Origin of the sequence: Pseudescherichia sp. (genome assembly GCF_031979925.1) — a bacterium.
Taxonomy (GTDB): Bacteria; Pseudomonadota; Gammaproteobacteria; order Enterobacterales; family Enterobacteriaceae; genus Pseudescherichia.
Genome location: NZ_DALZFB010000006.1, coordinates 1 through 14,365, shown reverse-complemented (window position 1 = coordinate 14,365; position 14,365 = coordinate 1). Strand labels below are relative to the sequence as shown.

The 14,365-nt window shown below is 57.0% G+C and carries 12 protein-coding genes; 5 read left to right on the top strand and 7 right to left on the bottom strand.

The features are described 5' to 3' along the window. Positions 1-6: 6 nt before the first annotated feature. The 5 genes from RTM13_RS11960 to RTM13_RS11940 all read right to left on the bottom strand — a co-directional run bounded on the left by RTM13_RS11960 (position 7) and on the right by RTM13_RS11940 (position 6,338). Positions 7-1,815 (bottom strand): extracellular solute-binding protein, encoded by a 1,809-nt coding sequence (locus RTM13_RS11960; protein WP_312212233.1) that lies wholly within the window; start codon positions 1,813-1,815, stop codon positions 7-9. A gap of 209 nt (positions 1,816-2,024) precedes the next feature. Then, positions 2,025-2,591, bottom strand: coding sequence for a bifunctional murein DD-endopeptidase/murein LD-carboxypeptidase (gene mepS / locus RTM13_RS11955; protein ID WP_312212232.1), 567 nt, complete (start codon positions 2,589-2,591; stop codon positions 2,025-2,027). Between the two features lie 415 nt (positions 2,592-3,006). After that, positions 3,007-3,720 carry a phosphatase PAP2 family protein gene (locus RTM13_RS11950; protein WP_312212231.1) on the bottom strand — a complete coding sequence of 238 codons (714 nt, stop codon included), beginning with the start codon at positions 3,718-3,720 and terminating at the stop codon, positions 3,007-3,009. A 33-nt stretch (positions 3,721-3,753) separates the two neighbouring features. Beyond that, positions 3,754-4,740 (bottom strand): GTP-binding protein, encoded by a 987-nt coding sequence (locus tag RTM13_RS11945; protein ID WP_312212230.1) that lies wholly within the window; start codon positions 4,738-4,740, stop codon positions 3,754-3,756. A gap of 131 nt (positions 4,741-4,871) precedes the next feature. Then, complete coding sequence (locus RTM13_RS11940) at positions 4,872-6,338, bottom strand: fructuronate reductase (protein WP_312212229.1); 1,467 nt, start codon at positions 6,336-6,338, stop codon at positions 4,872-4,874. Between the two features lie 208 nt (positions 6,339-6,546). On the opposite strand from RTM13_RS11940, the gene uxuA reads away from it, so the two are divergent. Next, entirely contained in the window at positions 6,547-7,737 is a 1,191-nt protein-coding gene (gene uxuA / locus RTM13_RS11935; RefSeq protein ID WP_312212228.1) for a mannonate dehydratase, read from the top strand. A gap of 104 nt (positions 7,738-7,841) precedes the next feature. On the opposite strand, the gene yeiP is transcribed toward uxuA, so the two are convergent. Then, positions 7,842-8,414, bottom strand: a complete 573-nt coding sequence (gene yeiP, locus RTM13_RS11930; protein WP_312212227.1) for an elongation factor P-like protein YeiP — start codon at positions 8,412-8,414, stop codon at positions 7,842-7,844. 168 nt (positions 8,415-8,582) lie between these two features. On the opposite strand from yeiP, the gene RTM13_RS11925 reads away from it, so the two are divergent. Further along, complete coding sequence (locus RTM13_RS11925; RefSeq protein WP_268107373.1) at positions 8,583-8,837, top strand: YkgJ family cysteine cluster protein; 255 nt, start codon at positions 8,583-8,585, stop codon at positions 8,835-8,837. On the opposite strand, the gene setB is transcribed toward RTM13_RS11925, so the two are convergent. Continuing rightward, entirely contained in the window at positions 8,834-10,015 is a 1,182-nt protein-coding gene (setB, locus tag RTM13_RS11920; protein ID WP_312212226.1) for a sugar efflux transporter SetB, read from the bottom strand. The genes RTM13_RS11925 and setB overlap by 4 nt on opposite strands. Positions 10,016-10,385: 370 nt before the next feature. Between setB and fruB the strand changes: the two genes are divergently transcribed. The 3 genes from fruB to fruA are packed head-to-tail and all read left to right on the top strand — an operon-like array spanning position 10,386 to position 14,167. Beyond that, the gene (gene fruB / locus RTM13_RS11915) at positions 10,386-11,516 is read left to right on the top strand and encodes a fused PTS fructose transporter subunit IIA/HPr protein (RefSeq protein WP_312212225.1); all 1,131 of its coding nucleotides are present in this window, start codon (positions 10,386-10,388) and stop codon (positions 11,514-11,516) included. After that, on the top strand, positions 11,516-12,454 hold the full coding sequence (fruK, locus tag RTM13_RS11910; RefSeq protein ID WP_042389694.1) for a 1-phosphofructokinase: 939 nt from the start codon (positions 11,516-11,518) through the stop codon (positions 12,452-12,454). Before fruB ends, fruK begins: the two co-directional genes overlap by 1 nt. A gap of 15 nt (positions 12,455-12,469) precedes the next feature. After that, positions 12,470-14,167: a PTS fructose transporter subunit IIBC gene (fruA, locus tag RTM13_RS11905; protein ID WP_312212224.1), complete on the top strand. Its 1,698-nt coding sequence runs from the start codon at positions 12,470-12,472 to the stop codon at positions 14,165-14,167. Positions 14,168-14,365 lie beyond the last annotated feature (198 nt).

Sequence of the window (14,365 nt, the reverse complement as noted above, 5' to 3'; positions counted from 1 at the left end):
TGCTCCTTAGCGCCGGTCGGCAGGCAGTTTTGCCGCTTTATTTACGTCGTACCACCAATCCTCAAACCCGAGGGAGTAGATCGGGCGCACCTCGGGCATAGAGAACTTGTCCCAGTACGCGAGGCGATCGGCGGCCATATACCACATCGGCAGCATGTAGTAGTTCCAGGTCAGAACGCGGTCCAGCGCACGCCCCAGCGGGATAAGCTTCTCTTTATCTCCCTGGTTGGCGACAATCTGCGCCAGCAGGGCGTCAATCACCGGGCTGCTGACGCCCGGCGTATTATAGGTGGAATCAAGGTATTGCGACCCCCAGGAGATCTGCAGGTCGGTGCCGGGCCACGGCATGGCGCGCACGGTGCGCGGCATCATATCAAAGTCACGGCTGCGCAGGCGGTTGGTGAGCTGGGAGTTATCCACCTGGCGCACGTTCATGGTGATCCCCAGCCGTGCCAGGTTATGCTGGAAAGGCATCACCCACAGGTTATTCGCCCCTGAGGGAAGCAGCAGCTCAAAGCTAAAGGGTTTACCGGTTTTGGCATTCACCCGCTTCTTATTTTTCAGCACCCAGCCTGCATCGTCCAGCAGCCTGCTGGCCTTCAGTAGGTTAGGGCGATCGAAGCCGTCACCCTTTGACACCGGCGGCTGGTAGATAGCATTAAACACCTCCGGCGGCAGGTCAGCCTTCATTGGCGCGAACAGGGTGAGCTCGGCCGCATCCGGATAACCGCGTGCAGCGTATTCGGTATTCTGGAAATAGCTGTTGGTGCGGCTATAGGCTTTATAGAACAGCGCTTTGTTCATCCACTCAAAATCAAAGGCGAGGGTGAGCGCCTCGCGCACGCGGCGGTCGCTAAACAGGGGACGCTGGTTATTAAATGCCAACCAGCGCGTGTCCTGGGCGGATTCATTCTTCAGCTCCCGTTTAACAATCTGGTGATTGCTGAAGTTTTTGCCGCTGTAGCGGGTGGCCCAGTTTTTGGCATCGCCCTCGGTACGCATATCAAACGCGCCCGCCTTAAAGGCTTCAAAGGCTACGTTATCATCGAGATAGTAGTCATAGCGAACGTTGTCGAAATTCCAGCGGCCGCGGTTAACCGGCAGGTTTGCCCCCCAGTAATCCTTCACCCGGCTATAGATAATATACTGGCCCATTCGCCACTTGCTGATGCGGTACGGTCCGCTGCCCAGCGGCGGGGTGGCGAGGGGATCGCTGAGCTTGTGATCTTTCCAGAACTTCTCCGGCATCACCGGCAGGGTAAGCAGGCTGAGCAGATCCTCTTTGCCCGGCTTCGCAAGCCGGATGCGCACCGTAAGCGGCGCAATGGCTTCCATCGTTGTGCCCTTATAGATCAGACGAAACTGCGGCACCCCTTCGGTCATAAATTTGTGAAAGGTGAAGGCAACATCGCGGGCGGTAATCGGCGAACCGTCATGAAAGGTGGCCTGCGGGTTGAGGGATATCTCCATCCAGGAGTAGTCATCGGCATAGCGCGCTACCTCAGCGATTAGCGGATAGTAGCTGCCCGGCTCGTCGTCGGAGGTGGTAAAAAGCGAGTCATAGAGCGACTCCGTCCGCACCCCGGCATTGCCGCGCAGGGCAAAGCGGTTGAAGTTATCAAAGGTGCCGATCACCGACAGGGTGACGTTGCCGCCTTTGGGGGCCGCCGGATTAACATAGTCAAAATGGGTAAAGTTGATAGCGTATTTCGGTTCGCCAATGACGGCAAAGGCATAGTTCTCTTTAATAGTCTGCGCCTGACAGGTTAAACATATCAGGGCGAGCAGCAGAGCAGAGAGGCGCGCAAACGTCATCAGGCAGTGTCCTTTTACCGGGCGCTGGGGTCAGTGAATGATAAGTGACCTTGGGGATATTGTGAATATGATTTACGCGCTATTGCACTGGGTAAAATTTGCCTGTTAACAAGGCAAAAAAAAGCGCTGCCGTAGCAACGCTTTTATTTATTATGCTTTCTCGATACCGGCCAAGGGAAAACCGGTCCGGATAACTCGCTTCGTAGTAATTAGCTACGAACTAAAACGCGGCGCGCTTCATTGTAACGCTTTTTCCAGTATGGCTCGTCCAGATTGGAGATCATCACACCGCTGCTGGTGGACGCATGGACAAACTGGTTATTACCGATATAGATGCCAACGTGGCGTCCGGTAGAGCCGGCGCGGAAGAGAACCAGGTCACCGGTACGCAGGCCGCTGCGTGATACCGATTTACCCGTCTCCTGCTGTTCGTAGGTCGAACGCGGCAGCTCCAGGCCAAACTGTTCACGGAAGGTGCGCTGTACAAAAGCGGAGCAGTCAATGCCACGTTTGGTATCGCCGCCAAGACGGTAACGCACGCCTTTCCAGCTGGCGTATTGGTCCATAAGTCGCGATTTAACGTCGAGATTACGTACCATATTTTCAAATTCATCCTGAGAGGCTTGCAGTGAAGAGGCATCTTCCATGCCCACAACATGCGTCTCAGGGTGCATATTCTTTGCGGTATTTGTCGAACAAGCTGAAAGCAGTGCCGCTACTGCGATCGCGGGGATAGCCCGCCAGAGATATCTCAGGAACGGTTGAGATTTGACCATGTTGCTTATTTTCCCTTGAAGTCCTTAACGATAAATAATCGTTATAAAATGCCAAACGTGACGAGCCTAATTACTTGCGCACTGAGAGACAATTCCTCTTGGTCAAATCTGTGGTGAAACGCACAAATTAATTCACAGCGGGAATATTTATCTCTGTGAGGCGAAACGTCATCGAGATTACCCGATCGTATCCCCCATTGCGAGTAGTTTTATACGATTTTTTATAAGAAATTATGATAGACAAAGTGAAAAAAATGATTTGCGTAAAAAACGTGCAATTTGGCTTAGGGGGTGCTCAAATTGTTAATTTGTAAACAGATTTAAGTGACAAAACGATGACGAATTACGGCGAACGGTAAAAATTTGTGTCAGGGATCCTAATGTATCCCTGACGTTTGTTGTTAATGTCAATTGTTTAAATGTTATTAAATTGTTTATTTTTACCATGCTGGTATCGGTCAGATAGCGAAATGACTTTATCACTATATGGCGTAAGTAGGATCCATGGCAGGCCAATTAGCACCGCAGAGAGCGACCCGACGGCGATATCGCTAAACCAGTGAGCGCCGATCATTACCCGTGGAAAGGCAAAGACCACAAAAATAATCAGGGAAACAATAAACGTTTTTACGCCAAAATAGCGCAGCATAAATGTAGAAAAAATAAGCAGCATCATGCCGTGATCGCCAGGGAAACTATCTTTCGAGGCATCCTTGGTGGGAATATTCAGCAGTTCGCTCACCCGCCAGATATCGCTGAAATAGAGGGTAGGGCTGGCGCGCTTAACCGGATAGAGGTGCTGCGCCAGCTGGTTTACCACCAGCGCCGTCATCAGCATCGTTAAGCCAATAGCTACGATACGCCGACGGCCCATGCTGTCAGTTTTTACCCAGAACGCGAGCATGACGCAGCCCATCGCCAGCAGCGAGCAGGCGTCAAACCCCCGATTATTGGTGATTGCCACCAGCCATAGGAAAGTGCGGCTCTCCACCAGCAGATGATTGAAAAAATGAAAAATCGCGGAGTCCAGCGTAAACCAGGCACCATGATTGACGGGCAGGTACCAGGATAAAAACAGTGCCAGCCCGGCAACGTTAAGCAGTAATATAAGCGGCAGTCGGTTTTTCATTATTCCATCACGGCAAATTCTAAAGCCGCAACGTTAATCCTCATCCGCTAAACGAAGCTTCAACAGAGCGGACTGAAGCGCATTCCAGTCTACGTCATGATCGGCAATTAGCTCGATGCGGCTGTCCGGCGGGGCGACGTTTTGCGTCTCAATACGGAAATCTTCGCCCTGGCGATTGATACGTACCAGCCCCTCGGCAATGCGCATGACGCCTTTTACGCGTCCAGCCGGGGCCAGACGCGCCCACTCCAGGATCCCGACGGTATCAAAGCGTGTCTCAGCATCAAAAATCCAGCCGCAGGCCTGATGGCCCTGGCCGCTGTTCAGGCTGCGCCGCCAGCGCTGGTGAGCGGGTAGGCTCAGGGCTGCCAGCCCCTTTTTCTCTCCGTGGCCATGATTGTGTTCGGCGCTGGTGGGCAGCTCGCGGCGGTTGCGGCGAGGCGTATCCAGCAGTGCAGGATCGATCTCACCCTGGGTAGCCGTCAGCAGCTGACGGTCACCGCCAAACTGCTGCCACCACTGGGCCAGCGCCGCCTCGCTTTCAGGGGTTGCGCGATCGCGTTTATTAGCGACGATGATATCCGCCGCCGCCAGCTGATCGCGGAAGTTTTCATTAGTGACTGCCTTTTCATCCAGCAGCTGGCGTGGGTCGAGCAGGCAGAGGGTGGCGCGCAGGTCGATCCACGGCTCGTAAACCTCCGCAGTGAGAATATCGAGGATCTGTTTCGGATGGCCCAGCCCGGTCGGCTCAATCAGCAGGCGGTCAGGTTTACCCTGGCGCAGGAGCGTATTCAGCCCCACCTGCATTGGCAGGCCGTTGACGCAGCACATGCAGCCGCCGGGGATCTCTTTCAGCAGTGCGCCGCTTTCCGCCATCAGCGCGCCGTCAATGCCGACCTCACCAAATTCATTGACCAGCACGGCCCACTTCTCCCCCTCCGGCTTATTTGCCAGCAGATGCAATATAGAGGTCGTTTTACCGGTGCCCAGGAAGCCGGTAATCAAGTTGGTCTTAGTCACATTCACTCCAGAAATAGTTCTGCCCGCTAAAGGGCATCAAAACGATCCCATCATCCTGGCGAAAAAAGTGTGAAAAGAGAAGGGTAACCACGGACGGCAGCATTTTCCGTCCGGGTTAAAGGCAGGAAAGGTTAACGCTGTAACGTAGTAACGACCGCCTGATGTGCGCCCTGGGTGGTGATGCGCTGCCAGGCAGCCTCAATGGCGGCAACAAAATCCGGATTGCTCGGCAGGTCGTTGCCAAAGATTTCGCTGAGCGAGAGCAGGGCCGCGACGCGCTCGTTCTCACTGCTTTGGGCAACCTTCTCACGGAATTTCTCCGCCAGCGGATCGCGCACCTCAATGGCCTGGCCCGCGTCATTGACGCCGCTGACGTAGCGCATCCAGCCCGCCACGCCCAGCGCCAGCAGCGGCCACTCGGCGCCACGTTGCAGATGCAGGCGAATACTCTCCAGCATGCGCTGGGGCAGCTTCTGGCTGCCGTCCATCGCAATCTGCCAGGTGCGATGCTGGAGCGCCGGGTTAGCAAAGCGCGCCAGCAGGCTCTCGGCATAGTCTGTTAAATCGACGCCGGTAATGCGCAGCGTTGGAGCCTGCTCGTCCAGCATCAGATGGCGGGCGGCAGTACGAAAGTGCGTGTCGGCCATACAGTCATTAATATGGGCAAAGCCAGCCAGGTAGCCGAGGTAAGCTAAAAAGGAGTGGCTGCCGTTGAGCATTCGCAGCTTCATCTGCTCCCAGGGTAGGACGTCATCGACCATCTGTACGCCTGCGGCTTCCCACTCCGGACGCCCGGCGACGAAGTTATCTTCAATTACCCATTGGATAAAAGGCTCACAGCTGATGGCGCAGGGATCGTTGACCCCCAGCACCTCGGCGATCTCAGCCAGCGAGGCGTCGGTGGCGGCGGGAACAATGCGATCGACCATCGTACCCGGAAAGCTTACCTGCTCGCCGATCCACTCTGCCAGCTCGGCGGAGCGCTGCTGCGCCATCCCCAGCACGGCATTTTTAACTACGTGACCGTTGTCAGGAATGTTGTCGCAGGAGAGGACGCTGAAGGGTGGCAGGCCCCGCTCGCGGCGGCGGGCGAGGGCCTCAACCAGAATGCCCGGCGCGGAGTGCGGCTCCTGCGGGTTCTGTAGATCGTGCATGATACGTTCGTTGCGGGTATCCAGTTTGCCGGTGGCCGGATCGATGCAGTAGCCTTTCTCGGTGATAGTCAGGGAGACAATTGCCACCTGCGGCTCGCAAAACTTCTCAATAATGGCCGCCAGCGAGTCGAGCTTCGCGTTCAGGCACTCCTTCACCGCACCAACAACAATCGCCTGATTTCCCTCTGCGCCTTTTTCCAGCACGGTAAAGAGATGATCCTGCTCGCGAAGCTGGGTCATTAACGTGTCGCCGCTAAACAGACTGATCTCACAGATACCCCAGTCACCGCCCCGGGCATTCAGCACCCGATCCGTTAACAGCGCCTGGTGAGCGCGGTGAAAAGCGCCAAACCCGAAGTGGACAATGCGCGAGCGCAGCGCCTGACGATCGTACCCTGGCTGTTGAACGTTTTCCGCAAGGGCAACAGAGGCAATAGTTTTCATGACCAATACACCTGATTAACCAATAATTAACAAAATGCAGTGTAAAGTTATATGACAGCAAATTGAATTGGTGTGCCCCAAATATCTGAGGAACGTGAGCTGGATCAATCAAAGGTAGCGGACCAATTGACCCTTCCAGCGAAACATGTATGGTAGTCAACATCTGTATGAGCCATATTGGTATAACAACTTTATTGAGGATGAGGCGATGGAACAAACCTGGCGTTGGTACGGTCCAAACGATCCGGTTTCACTTGATGATGTGCGTCAGGCAGGCGCAACGGGTGTGGTCACCGCGCTGCACCACATCCCTAATGGCCAGGTGTGGCCGGTTGAAGAGATCAAACAGCGCCAGGCCTTGCTGGCCGAGAAGGGGTTAACCTGGTCAGTTGTGGAGAGCATTCCGGTACACGAAGAGATCAAAACCCACAGCGGTCAGGTTGATACCTGGATTGCCAACTACCAGCAGAGCATCCGTAACCTGGCGGCCTGCGGCATTGATACCGTCTGCTACAACTTTATGCCGATCCTCGACTGGACCCGTACCGATCTGGAGTATGAGCTGCCGGACGGTTCGAAAGCCCTGCGCTTCGATCAGATCGCCTTCGCCGCCTTCGAGCTGCATGTCCTGAAGCGTAAAGGTGCGGAAGCGGACTACAGCGAAGAGGAGCAGCGTCAGGCGCAGGCGTACTTCAACGCGGCCAGCGAGGCGGAGATCGACAAGCTGACCCGCAATATCATTGCTGGCCTGCCGGGGGCGGAAGAGGGCTACACGCTGGACCAGTTCCGTGCCCGCTTAGCGGAGTATGACGGCATCGATAAAGCGCAGCTGCGCGAAAATATGGCCGTCTTTCTGCGGGCGATTGTCCCGGTAGCGGAAGAGGCCGGGGTGCGCCTGGCGGTGCATCCGGACGATCCACCGCGCCCAATCCTCGGCCTGCCGCGTATTGTCTCTACCATTGACGATATGCAGTGGCTGAAAGAGACCGTCGATAGCATCAACAACGGCTTCACCATGTGTACCGGCTCCTACGGCGTGCGTGCCGATAACGATCTGGTGAAGATGGTGGAAACCTTTGGTGACCGTATTCACTTCACCCACCTGCGCTCAACCTGCCGGGAAGAGAACCCAAAAACCTTCCACGAGGCGGCGCATCTGCACGGCGACGTTGATATGGTGGCGGTGGTGAAAGCGATTCTAACCGAAGAGCAGCGGCGCAAACAGGCGGGCGATCTGCGTCCGATCCCATTCCGTCCGGATCACGGCCATCAGATGCTTGACGATCTGCGAAAGAAAACCAACCCAGGCTATTCGGCGATTGGTCGCCTGAAGGGGATGGCGGAAGTGCGCGGCGTAGAGCTGGCGCTGAAGCAGATGATGTTCCGCGATTTATTATAGATTCCGCAAATTGCCCGGCGGCGCGCTGCTTGCCGGGCCTACGGGATCGTGCGGTTTTGTAGGCCGGGTAAGGCGGTTAGCTGCCACCCGGCATTGACATAATCTTAATCCGCGCGGCCCATATAGCGGCTCTCTTCGATATGAATGCGGATCTTCTCGCCGGTAGTCAGGTACTCTGGCACCTGGATCACCAGACCGGTGCTCAGGGTCGCTGGCTTAGTGCGTGAGCTGGCCGATGCACCTTTAATTCCCGGGGCGGTCTCTACAATTTCCAGATCTACCGTCTGCGGCAGCTCCAGCGCCAGCAGCTGGCCATCCCACGTCAAAACCTGCATATCCGGCATGCCGCCTTCCGGCATAAACTGTAACTCTTCTTCAATCTGCTCTTTGGTGAAGATATACGGGGTGTAATCCTCTTTATCCATGAAGACGTACTCATTACCGTCCACGTAGGAGAAGTCAACGAAGCGACGGGTCAGGGTCACGGTATCAACGATATCATCGCCCTTAAAACGCTCTTCCACTTTCAGCCCGGTGCGGACGTCGGCAAAGCGCATTTTATAGAGGGTGGCTGCGCCACGGGCGCTGGGGGATTGAATATCGATATTTTTTACAATCAGCAGCTTACCGTTGTAATTCAATACCATACCTTTTTTGATTTCGTTCGCTCTTGCCATGATGGATCCTGTGCGGGAAAGTGGGAAAAATATCGCGACAAAGTACTCGCGAGGGGCGCAGTTGGCAAGCCTCTTCGCCAGGTTTTGCATCTTCACTACGAAAAGTGTTAGCGTGCGGCAAAGCGTCGGCATTTGCCGTGCTATTCACTACGAAAAGAGAGCCGTTTTATGGAGTGTCGCCCGGACTGCGGAGCCTGCTGTACCGCCCCGTCAATCAGTAGTCCTATCCCCGGGATGCCCAACGGCAAGCCGGCCAATACGCGCTGCGTTCAGCTCTCTGCCGACAACCTCTGCAACATCTTTGGCTCGCCCCTGCGCCCAAAGGTCTGTTCCGGCCTGCAACCGTCGCAAGAGATGTGCCTCACCAGCCGCGACGCGGCAATGACGTACCTGCTTACGCTCGAAGCGGCAACCGCACCCTAAACATCCTTAATACGCGCAAGGCAGACGGCGGCCATCAGCGCCATCACCAGTGCGATCCAGAACACGGCGTGATAGCTCCAGATCTCCGCCACTACCCCGGCCATTGAGCCCGCGATGATCCAGCCGACGCGGGTAGTATTGGTATAGAGCGTGGTAGCGGCCCCGGCCTGGCCTGGCATCAGATCCTGGAAGTAGAGCATGCCAATCCCCGCCAGAATGCCGATATAGATGGCGTTCAGCAGCTGGAAGGCCAGCAGCAGAGCTGGGGTGTGCACCGTCAGCATGGCGATATAGAACAGCACGCCGCCCGCCACTGCGATGCGCATCAGGAAGCGCTTCCCGAAGCGTTTTGCATAGTAGCCTGCAATCAGCATCGTCGGGATCTCCAGCCCGGCGGCGGTGCCCATCATCACGCCAGCCAGTTTCTCCGGCAGGTGCAGCTCTTCAATAATAAACAGCGGCATATTGATAATGTAGAGGCTGTTGGTGCCCCACATCAGGGTGCAGATGGTAAACAACAGCAGAGCGTCGCGGCGGTTAGTGCGCGGCGCTTCAGCTACGCCAGTGGCGAGCCGAGGCTCTTTACGCATGGCGGGCAGAAAGAGCCAGACCATCACGCCACAGACAATATAGGCTACTGCCGCGCTGAGGTACATCGCCGTAAAGCCAAACCCCATCGCCAGGGCATAGGCCAGCGGCGGGCCAATCACCCATGCCAGCGACACCTGGGCGCGCAGGATCGAGCTGAACATCACAGCTTCCCGCCCGGTATGGTCGGCATGCTCCCGGGCGAGAGCGAACATCTGCGGGTTGGCAGTGGAGCCAAAGCTGCTCAGGAATACGCCGATGAACAGCAGAATAAAATAGTTGCGGTTCCACGCAAACAGCACGCAGGCCAGCACCCCGAGCAGGCAGCAGAAGACGATCAGGTTTTTCCGGCTGCCTTTGCGGTCGGATCGTCCCGCCAGGAACTGGCTGACCAGGATGCCGATCACCGCGCTACCGGTAAAGAAGAAGCCAACCATCGCCGGACGAACATGCACTTCATTAGTCAGAAACAGGCTCAGGGTAGGAGTCTGTAACGCCCCGGCGATGCCGGTTAAGAAGGCGACGATCAGGAATGCGGCAGAGGTGAAATCAACGGGTCTTGGGGCAGCGTCAGCAGGGGAAGTTTGCATCTTGGACTATCGTTTAGCATAGAGAGACGCGGATTTTACGCCGCTGGAGCGAAAATAGACAGCTATCGGACCGGGTTTTGCCACAAAAAAGCAAAACGCTATTTTGAAATAATTATCATTAAGGCTGACATTGCTGAAACAGACCGCAAAGTCGGTAGATTTTGTTCAGCAACGCGTCGGCAAGCGGTAAGAAAATGTGCATTAGCTCTAAATTTTAATACCTAAATTAAGAGTTTCCTTGATCGATGGAGCAGTCTGAGCAAGACTTCGTGAAACGTTTCAGCGTCATCTGCCCGAACTTCCTTGCGCCGGTGACGCTCCATTTCACCAGCTAGCTGAAACGATTCAAGTTCAGCAGGAGTGGAGATTCATGTTCCAGTTATCCGTTCAGGACATCCATCCAGGCCAGCAGGCCGGTAATAAAGAAGAGGCTATTCGCCAGATAGCGGGCGCGCTGGTGCAGGCGGGCAATGTGGCTGACGGCTACGTGGCCGGTATGCTCGCGCGCGAGCAGCAGACCTCGACCTTCCTTGGTAACGGCATCGCTATTCCGCATGGCACCACTGATACCCGTGATCAGGTGCTGAAAACCGGCGTGCAGGTCTATCAGTTTCCGCAGGGCGTCCTGTGGGGTGAAGGACAGGTAGCCTATGTTGCTATCGGCATCGCTGCCAGCTCCGATGAGCATTTGGGCCTGCTGCGTCAGCTGACCCACGTTCTGAGCGATGATGACGTCGCAGCCCAGCTACAGTCAGCCACGACGGCTGAAGAGCTGCGCGCCCTGCTGATGGGTGAAAAGCAGAGTGCCGGCATGAAGCTGGATAACGAGACTCTGATCCTCGACGTCGCCGCCAGCGATCTGGTGACGCTGCAAGCGCTGAACGCCGGACGCCTGAAAGAGGCCGGTGCAGTCGACGTTAACTTCGTGACCCGCGCCATCAGCGAACAGCCGCTGAACCTTGGCCAGGGTATCTGGCTGAACGACAGCGCCGAAGGCAACCTGCAGAGCGCCATTGCCGTCAGTCGGGCCGCAAACGCCTTTGACGTAAACGGCGAGCGCGCGGCGCTGCTGGTGAGCGTGGCGATGACCGACAACGGCCCGGAAGCGGTGCTGAAGCGTCTGGCTGACATTCTGCTGGCGAATAAAGCTGACCGCCTGTTGTCCGCTGATTCCGCCACCTTGCTGGCGCTGCTGACCAGCGATGACGCCCTGAAAGCTGACGTGCTGAACGCCGAGTTTGTCGTGCGTAACGAGCACGGCCTGCACGCTCGTCCGGGAACGATGCTGGTCAACACCATTAAACAGTTTAACAGCGACGTGACCGTCACCAACCTGGACGGCAGCGGCAAGCCAGCCAACGGCCGTAGCCTGATGAAGGTGGTGGCGCTGGGCGTGAAGAAGGGACATCGCCTGCGCTTTACCGCGCAGGGCGAAGATGCTGAACAGGCGCTGCAGGCGATTGGCGAAGCCATCGCGAGCGGTCTGGGGGAGGGCGCATAATGAGCAGACGTGTTGCCACAATCACTCTTAATCCGGCCTACGACCTGGTGGGATTTACTCCTGAAATTGAACGCGGTGAAGTAAACCTGGTCCGGACCACCGGCCTGCACGCAGCAGGTAAAGGGATCAACGTTGCCAAAGTGCTTAAAGACTTAGGCATTGACGTCACCGTCGGTGGCTTCCTCGGCAAAGATAACCAGGATGGCTTCCAGCAGCTGTTCAGCGAGCTGGGGATTGCTAACCGTTTCCAGGTGGTGCAGGGCCGTACCCGCATCAACGTTAAGCTGACCGAAAAAGACAGCGAGGTCACCGATTTCAACTTCTCCGGTTTTGAAGTGACCCCGGCGGACTGGGAACGCTTTGTCGCCGACTCTCTGAGCTGGCTGGGCCAGTTCGATATGGTTTGCGTCAGCGGTAGCCTGCCGGCCGGCGTCAGCCCGGAAGCCTTCACTGACTGGATGACCCGCCTGCGCAGCCAGTGTCCGTGCATCATCTTTGACAGCAGCCGCGAGGCGCTGGTCGCCGGGCTGAAAGCCGCGCCATGGCTGGTGAAGCCTAACCGCCGCGAGCTGGAGATCTGGGCCGGGCGTAAGCTGCCTGAGCTGAAAGATGTGATTGAAGCCGCTCATGCCCTTCGCGAGCAGGGGATCGCCCACGTGGTGATTTCGCTGGGTGCGGAAGGGGCGCTGTGGGTTAACGCTTCAGGCGAATGGATCGCCAAACCGCCGTCAATGGAGGTGGTAAGCACCGTTGGCGCAGGGGATTCGATGGTTGGTGGTCTGATTTACGGCCTGCTGATGCGTGAGTCCAGTGAGCATACGTTACGCCTTGCGACCGCTGTCGCGGCGCTGGCCGTCAGCCAGAGTAACGTAGGCATTACCGATCGTACCCAGTTAGCCGCGATGATGGCGCGCGTTGACTTAAAACCTTTTAACTAACAGCAGGAGAGCATAATGAAAACGCTGCTGATTATTGACTCCGCTCTTGGACAGGCTCGCGCTTACATGGCGAAAACCCTGCTGGGTGCGGCGGCACAGAAAGCAAATCTGCAATTTATCGACAACCCGAATGAAGCGGAGCTGGCGATTGTGCTCGGCTCCAGCGTGCCGAACGACAACGCCCTGAGCGGCAAGAAGGTGTGGCTTGGCGACGTGAACCGAGCCGTAGCGCACCCGGAGCTGTTCCTGAGCGAGGCGAAAAGTCACGCCGCGGTCTACAGCGCCCCGGTGGTGACTACTGCGACTGCCGCCCCGGCGGCGAGCGGTGGCGTGAAGCGCATTGTGGCGGTGACCGCATGCCCGACCGGCGTAGCGCATACCTTTATGGCGGCGGAAGCGATCGAAACCGAAGCCAAAAAACGCGGCTGGTGGGTAAAGGTTGAAACCCGTGGCTCCGTAGGTGCCGGCAATGCCATCACCCCGGAAGAGGTGGCCGAGGCGGATCTGGTGATCGTGGCCGCGGATATCGAAGTGGATCTGGCGAAGTTTGCCGGTAAGCCGATGTACCGCACCACCACCGGTCTGGCGCTGAAGAAAACCGCCCAGGAGCTGGATAAAGCTCAGGCGGAAGCGAAGCCTTATCAGCCTTCCGGCAAAGCCCAGACGGCGACGGAAGGGAAGAAAGAGAGCGCGGGCGCGTACCGTCACCTGCTGACCGGCGTCTCCTATATGCTGCCGATGGTGGTAGCGGGCGGCCTCTGTATCGCTCTGTCGTTCGCCTTTGGTATCGAAGCGTTCAAAACCCCTGACACCCTGGCCGCTGCGCTGATGCAGATCGGCGGCGGCTCGGCGTTCGCGCTGATGGTGCCAGTGCTGGCAGGTTACATTGCGTTCTCTATCGCCGACCGTCCGGGTCTGACCCCAGGCCTGATTGGCGGCATGCTGGCGGTCAGCACCGGTTCCGGCTTTATCGGCGGTATCATTGCAGGTTTCCTTGCGGGCTACGTAGCGAAAGCGATCAGCCAGAAGCTGAAGCTGCCGCCGAGCATGGAGGCGCTGAAGCCTATCCTGATCATTCCGCTCTTCTCCAGCCTGGTGGTTGGCCTGGCGATGATCTACCTGATCGGTAAACCGGTCGCGGGTATCCTGACGGGTCTGACCCACTGGCTGCAAACCATGGGTACGGCGAATGCGGTACTGCTGGGGGCGATCCTCGGTGGCATGATGTGTACCGACATGGGTGGTCCGGTTAACAAAGCGGCTTATGCCTTTGGTGTTGGCCTGCTGAGTACCCAAACCTATGCGCCGATGGCTGCCATCATGGCCGCGGGTATGGTACCGCCGCTGGCGATGGGTGTTGCAACCATGGTTGCCCGTAAGAAGTTCGATAAAGGGCAGCAGGAAGGGGGCAAAGCCGCGCTGGTGCTGGGTCTGTGCTTCATCTCCGAGGGGGCGATTCCGTTCGCTGCTCGCGATCCGATGCGTGTGATCCCGTGCTGTATCGTAGGTGGCGCGGTGACCGGAGCTATCTCCATGGCGATTGGCGCGAAGCTGATGGCACCGCACGGCGGTCTGTTTGTACTGCTGATCCCGGGAGCGATTACGCCGGTGCTGGGTTACCTGGTGGCGATTGTTGCCGGTACGCTGCTGGCAGGTCTGGCCTACGCCTTCCTGAAACGTCCGGAAGCGGAAATGGCGGTAAAAACCGCGTAACGCTTGCTGGATCAAAAAGGGCAGCCCATGGGCTGCCCTTTTTTATGGGAAGAGAGGGAGGAATATGAGGGGCCGCAGTGGTTTCCGTTCACCTCATGGGCTGTGCTTTTCTGAAAAACCTATACACGTGAACGTGCCAGGGGGGCTCGCCGCCACCACCCTGGCGACCCGGGCTCCCGGCAGGGAAAATCGCCGCTT

What these genes read in the sequence shown, in the direction of transcription:
- RTM13_RS11960 (WP_312212233.1), bottom strand. Translation starts at nt 1,815, where the DNA reads ATGACGTTTGCGCGCCTCTCTGCTCTGCTGCTCGCCCTGATATGTTTA.
- mepS (WP_312212232.1), bottom strand. Translation starts at nt 2,591, where the DNA reads ATGGTCAAATCTCAACCGTTCCTGAGATATCTCTGGCGGGCTATCCCC.
- RTM13_RS11950 (WP_312212231.1), bottom strand. Translation starts at nt 3,720, where the DNA reads ATGAAAAACCGACTGCCGCTTATATTACTGCTTAACGTTGCCGGGCTG.
- RTM13_RS11940 (WP_312212229.1), bottom strand. Translation starts at nt 6,338, where the DNA reads ATGAAAACTATTGCCTCTGTTGCCCTTGCGGAAAACGTTCAACAGCCA.
- uxuA (WP_312212228.1), top strand. Translation starts at nt 6,547, where the DNA reads ATGGAACAAACCTGGCGTTGGTACGGTCCAAACGATCCGGTTTCACTT.
- yeiP (WP_312212227.1), bottom strand. Translation starts at nt 8,414, where the DNA reads ATGGCAAGAGCGAACGAAATCAAAAAAGGTATGGTATTGAATTACAAC.
- RTM13_RS11925 (WP_268107373.1), top strand. Translation starts at nt 8,583, where the DNA reads ATGGAGTGTCGCCCGGACTGCGGAGCCTGCTGTACCGCCCCGTCAATC.
- setB (WP_312212226.1), bottom strand. Translation starts at nt 10,015, where the DNA reads ATGCAAACTTCCCCTGCTGACGCTGCCCCAAGACCCGTTGATTTCACC.
- fruB (WP_312212225.1), top strand. Translation starts at nt 10,386, where the DNA reads ATGTTCCAGTTATCCGTTCAGGACATCCATCCAGGCCAGCAGGCCGGT.
- fruK (WP_042389694.1), top strand. Translation starts at nt 11,516, where the DNA reads ATGAGCAGACGTGTTGCCACAATCACTCTTAATCCGGCCTACGACCTG.
- fruA (WP_312212224.1), top strand. Translation starts at nt 12,470, where the DNA reads ATGAAAACGCTGCTGATTATTGACTCCGCTCTTGGACAGGCTCGCGCT.